Raw genomic sequence first — 14,123 nt, 5'->3', positions numbered from 1 at the left:
TTAAAATATTATAGTCCTAGCAAAAAAAGGCGCCAAACCATAAACTTTTCATGGTTGGTGCCTTTTTTACGTTATTTTAAGCTAGTTATGTCCCAGCCTCTTTTTACTATTAATGCCTAATTAAGAAATACTTTTTCTTCCCTCTTCTAATCACTGTAAACGCATCGTCTAATTTATCTTTATGATCTAAGACGTAACTTGCATCTTGCTCACGCTCACCGTTAATATAGATCGCTCCATTTTTTATATCTTCACGCGCTTGTCGTTTTGATGAAGAAATGTTCGCTTCTACTAATAAATCAACAAGTCCTTTTTCTTCTTCCTCAAGAGCGTAAGAAGGTACATCTTTAAATCCTGCTTCTATATCAGATTTATTTAATGCTTTGATATCCCCTTTAAACAGAGCATTTGAGATTTTGATTGCTTGATTAAGTGCCTCTTCACCGTGAACAAGTTTTGTCATCTCTTCTGCTAGACGTTTTTGAGCTGCCCTCTCCTCTGGTCGTGCTTGAACTTCACCTTCTAATTCTTTTATGTCATCTAATGATAAAAACGTAAAGTATTTTAAGAACTTAATGACATCACGATCATCGGCATTTAACCAGAACTGATAAAATTCGTATGGTGACGTTTTCTCAGGATCTAACCAAATAGCGCCTCCTGCAGTTTTACCAAATTTAGAACCATCAGCTTTCGTGATTAACGGAATAGTTAAACCAAATGCTTTAGCCTCTTCCCCTTCTTCACTTTTACGTCTAATGAACTCTAAGCCAGCTGTGATATTACCCCACTGGTCACTACCACCTATTTGTAGCGTACAGTTTTGTTCTTGGTTTAGCTTATAGAAGTCTAATGATTGTAGTAGCATGTAAGAGAACTCGGTAAACGAAATACCATTTTCGATTCTGGACTCAACTGAATCTTTTGCCAACATATAATTTACGCTGAAATGCTTACCCACATCACGAAGAAGCTCAATAACAGACATCTCTTTAAGCCAGTCAAGATTGTTAACCGCAATGGCACCCTTCTTTTCATCTTCAAAATCAAGAAAGTTAGCTAATTGATTTTTTAAACTATTACTGTAGTGTTCAACAACGCTTGCTTCATTGAGCTGTCTTTCTTCATTCCTTCCACTAGGGTCACCAATCATTCCCGTTCCACCACCTACTAAAGCGATGGGCTGGTGTCCTGCTTCTTGGAAACGCTTAAGCATGATCACAGGCAATAGATGACCTATGTGCAGGCTATCGGCAGTTGGATCAAAACCACAATATAACGACACTCTATTTTCATTTAGGTGTTTCTCAAGCCCTTCTTCATCTGTTATTTGATTCACTAATCCACGTGCTTTTAATTCTTCTAAAAATTTCATCATGGCACCTCCGAAAGATATAAATAAAAAAATCCCACGCCCCAAAATAGGGACGAAGGATTCGCGTTACCACCCTAGTTGTAGCTTTTCGCTACCACTTCATTGTCATATCGGCCAATTATAACCGCTCAAAATGAGACGCTCCAAGTCGTAATTCAATGCTATACCGTATGCTAATTCTCACCAACCATCAGCTCTCTGAAATATTGGGCATAGATCTACTTCAACTATTCGTAGCGTATTAATTCATTCATTTGTATTATGAAATATTTTTACCACAACTTTTAAAAAAATGCAATAAAAAATCTATTATTCAAGAATAGGATGAACGCCAAGATTATGCTATAATAGATTTGAATTTTTAGGAGGTTCGGTTCATGAATAATAAATGGCTATCAGTCTTTCAACAAGGTAAATTCGTAACCACGACTCGAATTACTTTAGACGTTTTATGGAATATATTATTGTTCTTTATATTATTAGGTGCAATCCTAGCATTTTTCTTAGGAGGCCTTGGTGTCGGTTACTTTGCCTCTTTAACAGAAGATGTTGAGATTAGTGACAAACAAACAATGGAGAAACAAATTTACAACTATTCACAAACATCTCATATATATTTTGCAAATAATGTACATATGGGTGAGATGAGAAGTGATTTACACCGTGAAGAAGTTAAGCTGAAAAATGTATCAGAACATGTTAAAAACGCGATTAAAGCAACAGAAGATGAATATTTCAACACACATAATGGTGTAGTGCCAAAAGCGATTTTTCGTGCACTATTTCAAGAATTCGGTAACACGGCAAACCAATCAGGTGGTAGTACATTAACACAGCAATTAATTAAATCTCAAATTCTAACAAATGAAGTCTCATTTGAACGTAAGGCTAAAGAGATTTTAATTGCACTCCGTCTAGAGAAGTTCTTTGATAAAGATGAAATTTTTGAAGCATACTTGAACATTGTCCCATTTGGCCGTGATTCTTCAGGACGTAATATTGCTGGGATTCAAGCCGCTGCACAAGGGTTATTTGATGTAAATGCGAAAGAATTAAACGTCGCTCAAGCTGCTTATATTGCTGGACTTCCTCAAAGTCCTTTCGCTTATACGCCATTTGATAATGGTGGTAAGGTAAAATCAAAAGAAGGATTAAAAGATGGTTTAGAGCGTCAACGCCACGTTTTAAGTCGTATGCACGAAGAAGGGTTTATCAATAAAAAAACTTATGAAAAAGCTTTAAAATATGATGTGATTGGGAATCTAACAGACAAAAAAGAATCAACTATTTCTGATTATCCATTCTTAACTATAGAAATCGAACGTAGAGCAACTGACCGTATGACCAAGGTGCTAGCTGAAGAAGAAGGTTATACAATGGAAGAATTAGAAGAAAACGATAAATTACTAGAACAGTTTAAAATAAAAGCTGAAAGAGCTTTAAGACAAAACGGATATGAAATTCACACGACCATTAATAAGAAAATCTATAAACGTTTTCAGGATGTGACAAAGGATTACGCTTACTTTGCTCCAACAAAAACTGTGACAAGATATGATAAAAACGGTGATCCTATAGATGTTAAAATGCCTGTAGAAGCTGGGGCCATGCTAAAAAATAATAAAACAGGCGCAATTATTGCCTTTGTAGGTGGCCGAAATTACGAGCATAGTAAGATTAATCACGTATTTTACCACACTAGACCAAACGGTAGTACGATGAAAACATTATACGGTTACGCACCTGCTATAGATATGGGGATTATAAGCCCAGGTTCTCCCCTAGCCGACGTAAAATTCGGACCAGAATTATCCGCACAATATGATGGTAATTGGAGTCCTACAAACTATATCACAGGTTCTTACAGTGGATTAGTGAGTGCTAGGGAAGCTTTAAGAGACTCTGATAATATACCTGCAGCAAGGTTAGCTCATGATCTAACCAGAAGAAAAGGACGTCAAAATGAACTTTCAAACTATTTAACTAAAATGGGATTCGATAGCGAGCAATTCCCCCCTGGAAGAATGGTGACACCACTTGTGCTCGGTTCGGATTATGTCACATTAGAGGATACGACAAATGGTTATTCTACCTTGGCTAATGGAGGAAAATTTAAAGATTCATTTATGATAGAAAAAATTACAGATGGCGAAGGGAATCTAGTATTTGAACATAAAGCCGAAGAAACTAAAGTGTTCTCGCCACAAACGGCTTATTTAACAACAGATATTCTACGTGATGTAGTAACAAGTGGTACAGCAACGTATGCAAGAAGCAGGTTAAATAATCCTTATGTCGATTGGGCTGGTAAAACCGGTACATCTAACGATAAGATGGATGCATTATTTATAGGTTACAATCCAAATGTAACCTTAGGTACATGGATTGGTTACGATGAGTACGATGCTAATGGTGATGGAACCGTTTCTGCTTATGAAAGAGAGCGTGTCATGAATCTTGAGGCTGGATGTAGTGGCTGTATTGGATACAGTAGTCGTAATTTAGGATTCTGGGCTGAATTAGTTAATGCAGCAACTGAAGTAAAACCTAAGTTAATGGCACCAGATCAGCGACATCAAAGCCCTGGAGGTATTGTTTCTCGAAGCTACTGCCAATTATCTGGGTTATTACCTAGTAAAGAATGTCAGGAACTAGGATTAGTTAAAACTGACCTCTTCAATGTTAATCATGTTCCTACGAAAAAAGATGATAGCGTCACAGAAGGTCAATATGTCAAAATTGATGACAAATACTATGAAGCCATTGACCGTACACCTGAAGAATTCGTTGAAGAAGGATATTTCTTAAGACCTGGATTCCTTGAGGAACAAGGTTGGAACGATATAGATGACATGAGTAAGTTAGTTCCAGATAACAAAGCCTTTGAAAACCTAATCGCTCCTGAAGATGGCAACCCTAAAAATAATGGCAATCCTAATCCACCAAAAGGTGTTCAAATGAATGGATCGAAATTGAATTGGAGTGAACGTGGCGGCGACGTAATTGGCTATAGAGTATATACGAAAGCAACGGAGGATGGCGAATTCCAACTGATTGAAAACACAAAAGAACCAGGCGTGAAAGTATCTCAAAATAGAATTTATGCTGTTAAATCCGTTGACTTTTATGGTAACGAATCCGACTTCTCTTCTTCCGTGACCTACGGTAAAATCGAAAAACCTGAAGAAGAGAAAAAAGAAGAAGAAAAAGATAAGGAAAAGGATAAGAAAGAAAAAGACAAGAAAAAAGACAAAAAAGATGACAAAGATAATGGCAATGGATCTGGAGACGGATCTGGCGATGGTTCAGGCTCTGGTGATGGCTCCGGTGATTCAAACGGTGGTTCTGAAGGCACTGGTGGTGACTCTGATGGAACTGGTGGAGACTCCAGTGGTGAATCAAGTGGATCTGATAGCTCCAACAACGATTCAGGAGATACTAATGGGAACTAAGTATTATTAATTTCCACTAAATTAAATACTTTGTATTTGTAAAACTAGTAAACATTTCGATTGCAACATATTTCATCCGTACCGCTTTAAATTTATAGCGCGTACGGATTTTCTTTTTTACAAACTATTTTTTTGCTAAATCATTCCTCTCAATCATGTTATACTGTTGATAGAGAGACTAATAGGCTAACTAGGTGGTGACGAGTTGGAACATCCTAAAAATTATCATAAACAAGAAATAAACAAGAACGGCAAAACCATTATCGTAGAAGGCCCATTAAATTCTGAAGAACTTAGCAATTATTATTTTGATGAGGGACTCACAGCATTCAGACCACCTAAGAAACAATTTGAAGCCATTAAGTCAATTGCTGATTTCCCTGAGGGCCGTATCATGATTGCACGAGACGGAGATAAGATTGTTGGGTATGCGACTTACTTGCACCCAGACCCTTTAGAGAGATGGTCTGCTATCAAAATGGATGACCTTTTAGAGCTTGGTGCAATTGAAGTATCTAACGACTATCGAGGACTAGGTATTGGATCATCCATTTTAAAAGTGTCCATGCTGGATGAACAAATGGAAAATTACATTGTCATCACAACTGAATATTATTGGCATTGGGATATGGAATCTACTCGCTTAAATGTTTGGCAGTATCGTAAATTAATGGAGACGATGATGGGTTACGGAGGTTTAAAACCAATGACAACCGACGACCCTGAAATTATCTCTCACCCTGCGAACTGCTTGTTAGTACGAATTGGAAAAAATGTAACTGATGAATCAATCAAAACATTCGATTCATTAAGATTTATGGGACGAAATGATCTATTTATGTAAAAGAGGTGAAGCAGTTGTTAGTTGAAGAAATCATGAAAAAAGACGTCATCACCTTAGAACCTCACCATACAATTAAAGAAGCATTATCATTATTAAATGAACACCATATTCGCCACATTCCCATTGTTAATGAATATAACAGTGTTGTGGGGATCATTTCAGATCGTGATATTCGGGATGCAGCCCCTTCCACTTTAGAAAAAATTCAGAATGAAGACACATTAAACCACCAAGTCAGCTCCATCATGACAAGCCCAGTCATCACCGTTCATCCACTCGATTTCATTGAGGAAATTGCATCCATTTTCTATGAACATGAGATTGCTTGTGTTCCTGTTACGAAGGATAATCGCATTGTCGGAATCGTAACAGAAAAAGATTTACTATATACACTAATCCAGTTAACTGGTATTCATGAACAAAGCTCACAAGTTGAAGTTAAAGTTCCTAATAAAGCTGGCATGCTTCCAGAGATTACACAAATTATCGGTGAACGAAAAATTAATATTTCTTCTGTATTTATTTACCCATATGAACAAGATCGTTCGCAAAAGATTATTGTACTTAGAATTCAAACGATGAATCCTATGCCATTAATAGATGAACTAAAAAATAGAGGTTATGAAGTCTTGTGGCCTAACATACCGGGGTTGTCTCCATGAGTTGTCATGCAGCGTTCATTTATACAGATAACTTTAACTCATACAAATTTCGTGAAGACCACCCTTTCGATCAGCAAAGGGTGACATTAACATATGACCTTTTAAAAGCTGCTGGTACATTAACTGATGAACAAATTATTCCGCCTAGAATGGCCACAGATCAGGAAATAGAAAGTGTTCATCATCCACGTTATGTTGATGCTGTTAAGCGAGCAGGAAAAGATCTGTTAACCGAAAGTGAAGGATTAGAATATGGCATAGGTACTGAAGATACACCTATTTTCCCGAATATGCATGAGGCAGCAGCTACTTTAGTCGGCGGTACGTTAACGGCTGTTGATGCGGTGCTCAAAGATGGATATGAGCATGCCGTTAATTTAGGAGGCGGACTACATCACGGTTTTATTCGTAAAGCCTCTGGTTTTTGCATCTATAACGATGCAGCCATTGCGATAAAATATATTAGAGAACAAACTGATTATAAAGTTTTATATGTAGATACGGATGCCCATCATGGAGATGGGGTTCAGTGGATCTTTTATGATGATCCTAACGTTTGTACATTATCTATTCATGAAACTGGTCGTTATCTATTTCCAGGAACGGGAAACACGAATGAAAGAGGCCGATTAGAAGGCTATGGATATTCATTTAATATTCCATTAGACGCTTTTACTGAAGATGAATCGTTTTTAGAAGTTTATGAGCAAGCATTAAAAGAAATTGCGGAGTATTTTAGGCCTGATATGATCGTCACTCAAAATGGGTCTGATGCGCATGCTTACGACCCACTCACTCATTTATGCAGTACGATGAAAACGTTTGAGGAGATTCCTAAGTTAGCTCATGAAATTGCTCATACGTACTGTGATGGTAGGTGGGTTGCACTGGGCGGCGGAGGCTATGACATGTGGCGAGTAGTTCCTCGTGCTTGGGGACAAGTCTGGAATATCGCGTCATCCTCTAAACCAATGACTGGAAACCTCCCGCAAACTTGGTTAGATCAGTGGCAGGAAAAAAGCCCTGTTACATTACCAAGTCATTGGCATGACGAAGAAGGTATCTATCGTGAAATTCCTCGTAAACCAGAGATAACAGAGAAAAATAAACTGTCCTTAAATAAGAGCATACAGTTTATTACCAATCAACAGAAATACATGTAATGCCTATCGAGCTTGATAGGCATTTTCTTTTGCTTCGTGATTAATGACTGATTCCACGATATGTAAGGAGTCCCACTCTCCTAATGATAGTTTTGTAATTGGATATTTTCTTGGAAATAATATCTGGTTAATTTCATCTGAACTTCTTCCCTCATGATATAAATGAAGAATTCGATCTTGAAGCTCAGTCAAATGATTTAATTTAGTTTTTAAAGAATGGTACCCATCACTTAAGTGCCCCGCATGATTGCAAAACACTTCTTTAAAATCATAGGTTAATATTTTTTGAAGGGATTCGATTGTGTCAGGAATATGTTCTTCTTGCAATATAACTTTTACCTTTTCATTAACAAATATATCCCCTGTAAATAATTGACCTGTTTCATTATTTAGAAATGATAGATGATCTCTAGAATGGCCAGGTGTTTTAATTACATTCCACGTAGCTCTCTTTGATGTAAACGAATCTCCGATTGGATTTGCAATAAAAGGCTTTCGTTTTCCCCAGAAAAACTTTCGATACCATGGATAGTCTGCCTTCGTTTTGCAGCTTTCAATCATTCCTTGATTCATATAAAGTGGTACGCCTAAAGTTTTCTGCAAATAGGAGGCATTCCCTGTGTGGTCTTCATGATAATGAGTAATCACAACCTGTTCGATATTCAATTGGTTAAAGAACGGTTTAAAGTATGACTCAAGTGATTTGGCGCCAGTATCAATTAAAACTCCATCTATAAAAAAGCTATGGACATTTAAATTCACACCTCGAAATGACAACAGACCATTCCCCATTTGAACACCATTGATTTCCTTTTGTTCAAAACGTTTTTTTAAAAACATAACCTCTCCCCTCCCCTTCCTCCAACTAATTTCGACAAAAAAAGCGTTAACCCTTTTACAGATCAACGCCTTCTTAAATCTAATTATTCTAATTCTGATTCATCAATCAGAACAACAAATTGAGTTTCCATTCCACCATTTGAGAATGTACTACCATTAATATTCTCTGGGAAAATTCGATCCCCTTCTTCATTGTATGGAATCCACGCAAACTGTACGCCCATTCTATGGAATATATTAAACTCATTAGGTTCTGATACGGTGTTTTTCATTTGAGTTAAAAATGAGCTCCAAGCCATAGGTAATTTCATCGATCCATATGATGTCTCTGCAATATTGACGTCATTTTTTAGTTGAATTTGTGGCCAGTAACGATGCTTTTCCCCTGATATGTGATAATTGCGATCACGCGTCAAATAAAAGCTTGCATAACTTAATGGTTGTTTCGGATTCATATTCCATACGATGTGGTAGGTAGATGGGTCGTCTGGTTCTACCTTCCACACAATAGGGTCTCCCGAGGTGGAAATACGAATTGGCCTCCACTTTCGTCTTTCCCACTTCCAATAACTTGCACCGTAGACGTTTTGTTTTGATATAAATGGAATATATGCATGTTCATCATCAAGCATGATGGTCTCCTGAATTGTCTTAACGTTAGCTTCTCGGTAGAAATCATTCATTTCTGCTATTAATTGCTCATCAGATGGAAGGGACTCTGGTGAAGAGAACCAGTACCAATAAACTAATGCAGCAATGATTAAAATAGTTAAGCTAACCATGATCATTCTATATTTATTCATCGGCCCCCTCCTTTAAAAGGGATTCATTAGAACGGAAATAATATTGACGATCCTTAGTCGTTACTAGAATTCCTTTCCCATCTCGTTCCAAATAGATCACGCCATTAAATCCGCTACCACTTTTGGGAGAGGTATTGGTTAGAACATAAGGAAAACGTTCTTCAATTTCATGATTTTCTTTACGAACCGTCATGTCCCTATACCATTGTTCACTTTTTATCTCTTGTTGTTCCAATTGTTCTAATTGATTGGCCACATGAATTAGTTCTACTTCTTTACCAGATGGATGAATCGATACTACTTGAGCTTCCTCTGCATCCGTTATAAAGGTTGAAAGCTCATCACTCGGATAAAAGAATTTTTGTATAGGTGAGGCTAGCAATGTTGAAATAATGAAAATAAATAAAGCTAAAAACCCTAACCAAGCATAAGGTTGATAAGTCTTCCAGTAATCATTTATATTATTTAGAATTAGAAATAAAGCCCCTAACCCTATCGGAATTACTGGAATACTAATCTTTGTTTCGAAAATGATATATTCAAATGTAAATGAAATCATACCGATCAGCAATACAATGAACGCCTTCCAAACTTTTGGTGTATTCTCTTGTTTTCTATATAAAACTACAAAAAGAATTAAAATAACACACCACGCTATAACATCTAGGGTGATTGAGACTGCTCCTGAACTCCCCATTAATTAACTTCCTTTTAAGTTTATTTAATTCCAATGTAAAGTTTACCATGAAATAATGTTGAATAATACAGTCAAAAAAGTTGCCCCCAATTAAACCATAGGAGCAACTTTCTATGTTTATTAATTTTTTTCAAGGATAATAATTTCAACGCGTCGGTTTTTCTTCATATTTTTATTTGAATCATTGGATACAATAGGCTTTGTATCTGCATATCCAGCAATCTGGAATCGGCTCTTACCAAGCTCTTGTTCTTCCACAAAGTAACGAACAACACTACTCGCTCTTGCGCCGCTCAATTCCCAGTTTGAAGGAAAACGACTAGTCTTAATCGGCCTTGGATCCGTGTGACCTTCCACCTTGACTAAATTCGGTATATTTTCAAGTAGGGTCGCAACTTTATTGAGTAATGGCAGAGCGTCACCTATTAATTGAGCTTCACCAGATTCAAATAATACATTTTCTTGTAGAACCAGCACAACACCTTCATCCGTTCGTGTTGCCGAAATAACGTCAGATAAGCCTTCATTTCGTATGTATTCTTCGATTTGCTGTAGCAACTTCTCTAACTCATCAATTTGCTTTTCAAAATCATCACTTGCTATAGGTTCAGGCTGCTGAAGTTCTGTGATGTTTTCAGATTCTTTTTCATCTTCCTTAACATCACTTGACCTTTCAAGTTCAACAGGCGATGGATAATAATCGAAAATCACCCGTTGTTGGTACGATTCTGTTACGGTTTTTAGTTTTTCAGCATCAATTTGTGACATAGAGAATAGTAGAATGAAAAACACTAATATAAGTGTAACCATATCCGAATAAGTAACCATCCATAACGGTGCCTGCTTACCCTGCTTCTTTTTCCGTTTACGATTAAGATTCATTGGCCGTCTCTCCAATGACTTCCTCTTCTATTACCTCTTCGTCTTCTTTCAACTCTTCATTAGATAAAAATGCACTTAATTTTTCTTCTAGTATTTTAGGATTTTGACCAGATTGTACACCAATAACCCCTTCTATTATGACCTGTTTCATAAATACTTCTTCTTCAGTCATATTGTTCAGCTTACCTGAGATTGGAATAAATACTAGATTAGCTAGAACCATACCGTAAAATGTTGTTAATAATGCTACAGCCATGCTAGGCCCAATCGTTTCAGGTGATGTTAAGTTATTAAGCATCAACACAAGTCCGATTAGCGTCCCGATCATCCCCCAAGAAGGAGCATACTCCCCTGCCTTTTCGATGATGGAACGTCCCTTACCATGTCTTTCTTCCATTGCTGTAATCTCAGCATTCATAATATCGTTAATGACTTCTGGTTCAATGCCATCAATAGCTAAGTAAACACCTTTTTTAATAAATTCATCATCTAGTTCTTCAAGTTCACTTTCTAATGCTAAAAGCCCTTCACGTCTTGCCTTTTCAGACAAATGAATAAATAGCTGAATGAGCTCTTTTAAATTGTGGTCAGATTTACTAAACGCTTCTTTAAAAACTTTCCCTGTTAATTTAATTTCTTTCATATTAAAGTTAATCATTAAAGCGCCGAATAAACCACCAATCACGATAATGAATGATGATAATTGTAAAAACGTCGAAAACCCATCTAAACCACTATTAAAATAAATCCCAACAAGAATCATTGTCGAACCGAGCGCTATGCCAATCGGTGTCATTATATCTCTTTTTTTCATTAACCTCTCACCCTATTGTAGAAAATTGTCTATATCTATATTATCGGATGGATTAATGATTTGTTGAGCTTCTTTTTATAATTCGATGCGGAAGTACGACTTGATCTTCACTGACTTCTTCATTCTTAAGAAGTTTCGTTAATAAACGCATCGATACAGCACCAATATCGTACATTGGCTGTACAACAGTTGTTAATTCTGGTCGTACCATGACAGATAGTCTTGTGTTATCAAAACCGACGACTGATAAATCATCAGGGATTTTCAACCCTTTGTCCTGTGCACCATGAACAACACCTAATGCCATTTCATCTGAAGAAGTCATAATGGCACTTGGAGCTTCATCTAAACCTAAGAAATAATCGGCCGCTTTAAGTCCAGATTGATACGTATCATCACCCTCATATATTAAGTGATTTGGAACTTCAAGTTGCTGCTTTTCTAGTTTGTCTTTAAACCCTTGAATTTTAGATTGTTCAATGGTTGAGCGTGAATGATTGGCCACATATCCTATAGTCTGGTGCCCGCCTTCTTCAATTAAATGGTGCACGGCATCTTGGATCGCAGTATAATAATCAATGTTAACTGATGGAATCTCATTCGATTCATCAACTGTAGCTGCTAACACGACTGGAATATTTGAGTTTTTAAAGGCTTTGACATGGTCTTCCGAAACAGAACCACCCATAAAAATAACACCGTCTACTTGTTTTTCTAACATGTTATCAAACAAATCTAATTCACGGTTTAAGTTTTGATCCGAACTACTTAAAATAATATGATACTTATACATAGTGGCGATATCTTCAATCCCACGCGCTAATTCAGCAAAAAACATATTCGATATGTCAGGAATAATAACCCCAACAGAAGTTGTTTTACGACTTGCAAGTCCTCTTGCGACCGCATTTGGTCTAAATCCCAATTCATCAATGGCAGCTAACACTTTCTTTCTTGTGGTAGGTTTAACGTTTGTATTACCATTGATCACCCTTGATACAGTGGCCATGGACACGTTTGCTTTTTTCGCTACATCATAAATTGTTACACTCATTGAAATCCCTCGCTTCGCACCGTTATTCTTTAATAGTTATACACCTATGCTATTATAGATACTTGTTCAGTCTTGTCTAGCGCAAGGTGCCCAACCACTGGGTGACTTCCCGTCTAAACCTACGATAAGTCAACATCGATTCGCGATGCTCATCGTGTTTCCTTTATCTCAGTTCAGTCGGTCCAGCGACGAACTGGACGTTCTAGTGCCGACGTTGGCCATAGGACGTGGCCGGTTTTAGTCGGCTCACTGCGTGGTTAAACGGGCGTCCTGCGCTTTTCCTAATAGCATACGACATTCTAAAAATTCTATCAACAATAAGCATGCCGTTTACCTTAAACTGTTCTTTTTCTTTCACAAAATAAACAGAAATACTATGACTAGTATTCCTGTTATTGACGTAGCTCATTAATAAATGAATGGAAGGTAGGTAAATCCATTTGTTGTTGTGAATCAGATAAAGCTGTTGCAGGATCTGGGTGAACCTCGGCCATGACACCATCTGCGCCAATTGTTAATGCCGCTTTTGCAGCAGGTAATAACAGATCACGACGCCCAGTCGAGTGCGTTACATCCACGAAGACTGGTAAATGTGTTTCCTTTTTTAAAATCGGAACAGCTGTAATATCAAGCGTGTTTCGAGTCGCTGTTTCATAAGTACGAATGCCGCGTTCACATAAAATAATTTGTTCATTGCCTTGAGAAATGATATATTCAGCAGCATTAATGAATTCATTAATGGTAGCTGCTAACCCTCTTTTTAGAAAGATTGGCTTACTAGCTCGTCCTGCTTCTTTTAATAATTCAAAGTTATGCATGTTTCTGGCGCCAATTTGAATCACATCGACATAATCGTGCGCAAGTTCAATATCATTTGGATTCACAATTTCACTAACTGTCTTAAGTCCATGCTTGTCACCGACTTCTTTTAAAATTTTAAGCCCTTCAACTCCTAGACCTTGGAAGTCATAAGGAGATGTGCGTGGTTTAAATGCACCTCCGCGTAATAAGCTTAACCCTTCTTTTTTAATCGCTTCAGCCACCGCATCCACTTGTTCATAGGATTCCACTGAGCACGGACCGAAAACAAATTCTCTATGTCCATTTCCAATTTGAATGTTTTCACCAATATTTACAACCGTATCTGTCGGTTTTTTCTGCCTTGATACCAATAGGGCGTTTAACTGATCTTCTTCAATTAATTCTTTTGCCGCCTTAAAGATTTCCTTAAATAGGTGTTCAATAGTTGAGTATTCAAAATGCCCATCATGATTTTTTAAGATTAAATCTAACATTTCTCTTTCTCTAATTGGGTCAAAGACGTTTATTCCTTGTTCAGTCTTAATATCACCAATTTGTTTAATCAGTTCTCCTCTGCGATTAATTAAATCTAATAGACGCAAATTGACTTGGTCAACTTCTTTTCTTAATTCATCTAATCGGTTCGCGCTCATGATGAATCCTCCCCTAGTTTTGTGAAATCTATTTTTATGGTACATTAACTTTAACTAATTATTCTTCCTAGTATTATAAATGA

General features: G+C 37.1%; 12 protein-coding genes and 1 other annotated feature. Of the genes, 4 read left to right on the top strand and 8 right to left on the bottom strand.

Annotated elements, in window-relative coordinates; translation table 11 throughout:
- Positions 1-109: 109 nt before the first annotated feature.
- Positions 110-1,375, bottom strand: coding sequence for a tyrosine--tRNA ligase (tyrS, locus tag ACFSW4_RS15490; RefSeq protein WP_377330410.1), 1,266 nt, complete (start codon positions 1,373-1,375; stop codon positions 110-112).
- 45 nt (positions 1,376-1,420) lie between these two features.
- Positions 1,421-1,619 (bottom strand) — a binding site (T-box leader).
- A 133-nt stretch (positions 1,620-1,752) separates the two neighbouring features.
- Here tyrS and ACFSW4_RS15485 point away from each other — a divergent pair.
- From ACFSW4_RS15485 to ACFSW4_RS15470, 4 genes are all read left to right on the top strand, one after another.
- Positions 1,753-4,827, top strand: coding sequence for a transglycosylase domain-containing protein (locus ACFSW4_RS15485; RefSeq protein WP_377330408.1), 3,075 nt, complete (start codon positions 1,753-1,755; stop codon positions 4,825-4,827).
- A gap of 205 nt (positions 4,828-5,032) precedes the next feature.
- Positions 5,033-5,671 carry a GNAT family N-acetyltransferase gene (locus ACFSW4_RS15480; protein ID WP_054753248.1) on the top strand — a complete coding sequence of 213 codons (639 nt, stop codon included), beginning with the start codon at positions 5,033-5,035 and terminating at the stop codon, positions 5,669-5,671.
- Between the two features lie 14 nt (positions 5,672-5,685).
- A complete protein-coding gene (locus ACFSW4_RS15475; RefSeq protein WP_377330406.1) occupies positions 5,686-6,333 on the top strand; it encodes an acetoin utilization AcuB family protein in 648 nt (215 codons plus the stop codon).
- Positions 6,330-7,496 carry an acetoin utilization protein AcuC gene (locus ACFSW4_RS15470; RefSeq protein ID WP_377330404.1) on the top strand — a complete coding sequence of 389 codons (1,167 nt, stop codon included), beginning with the start codon at positions 6,330-6,332 and terminating at the stop codon, positions 7,494-7,496. The genes ACFSW4_RS15475 and ACFSW4_RS15470 overlap by 4 nt, the downstream gene beginning before the upstream one ends.
- A gap of 3 nt (positions 7,497-7,499) precedes the next feature.
- On the opposite strand, the gene ACFSW4_RS15465 is transcribed toward ACFSW4_RS15470, so the two are convergent.
- From ACFSW4_RS15465 to ACFSW4_RS15435, 7 genes are all read right to left on the bottom strand, one after another.
- Positions 7,500-8,336 (bottom strand): MBL fold metallo-hydrolase, encoded by an 837-nt coding sequence (locus tag ACFSW4_RS15465; RefSeq protein WP_377330402.1) that lies wholly within the window; start codon positions 8,334-8,336, stop codon positions 7,500-7,502.
- Positions 8,337-8,419: 83 nt separating this feature from the next.
- Positions 8,420-9,139, bottom strand: a complete 720-nt coding sequence (locus ACFSW4_RS15460) for a hypothetical protein (RefSeq protein WP_054753250.1) — start codon at positions 9,137-9,139, stop codon at positions 8,420-8,422.
- The gene (locus ACFSW4_RS15455) at positions 9,132-9,836 is read right to left on the bottom strand and encodes a hypothetical protein (protein ID WP_377330400.1); all 705 of its coding nucleotides are present in this window, start codon (positions 9,834-9,836) and stop codon (positions 9,132-9,134) included. The genes ACFSW4_RS15460 and ACFSW4_RS15455 overlap by 8 nt, the downstream gene beginning before the upstream one ends.
- Before the next feature lie 120 nt (positions 9,837-9,956).
- Entirely contained in the window at positions 9,957-10,718 is a 762-nt protein-coding gene (gene motS, locus ACFSW4_RS15450) for a flagellar motor protein MotS (protein ID WP_377330398.1), read from the bottom strand.
- Complete coding sequence (gene motP, locus ACFSW4_RS15445; RefSeq protein WP_377330396.1) at positions 10,708-11,532, bottom strand: flagellar motor protein MotP; 825 nt, start codon at positions 11,530-11,532, stop codon at positions 10,708-10,710. Before motP ends, motS begins: the two co-directional genes overlap by 11 nt.
- A gap of 52 nt (positions 11,533-11,584) precedes the next feature.
- Complete coding sequence (gene ccpA / locus ACFSW4_RS15440; RefSeq protein WP_377330394.1) at positions 11,585-12,586, bottom strand: catabolite control protein A; 1,002 nt, start codon at positions 12,584-12,586, stop codon at positions 11,585-11,587.
- A 392-nt stretch (positions 12,587-12,978) separates the two neighbouring features.
- Positions 12,979-14,040 (bottom strand): bifunctional 3-deoxy-7-phosphoheptulonate synthase/chorismate mutase, encoded by a 1,062-nt coding sequence (locus tag ACFSW4_RS15435; protein WP_377330392.1) that lies wholly within the window; start codon positions 14,038-14,040, stop codon positions 12,979-12,981.
- Positions 14,041-14,123 lie beyond the last annotated feature (83 nt).

Origin of the sequence: Piscibacillus salipiscarius (genome assembly GCF_042685285.1) — a bacterium.
Lineage (GTDB): Bacteria > Bacillota > Bacilli > Bacillales > Alkalibacillaceae > Piscibacillus > Piscibacillus salipiscarius.
The sequence above is the reverse complement of the archived record's forward strand: the minus strand, read 5'-3'. Positions and strand labels throughout refer to the sequence as shown.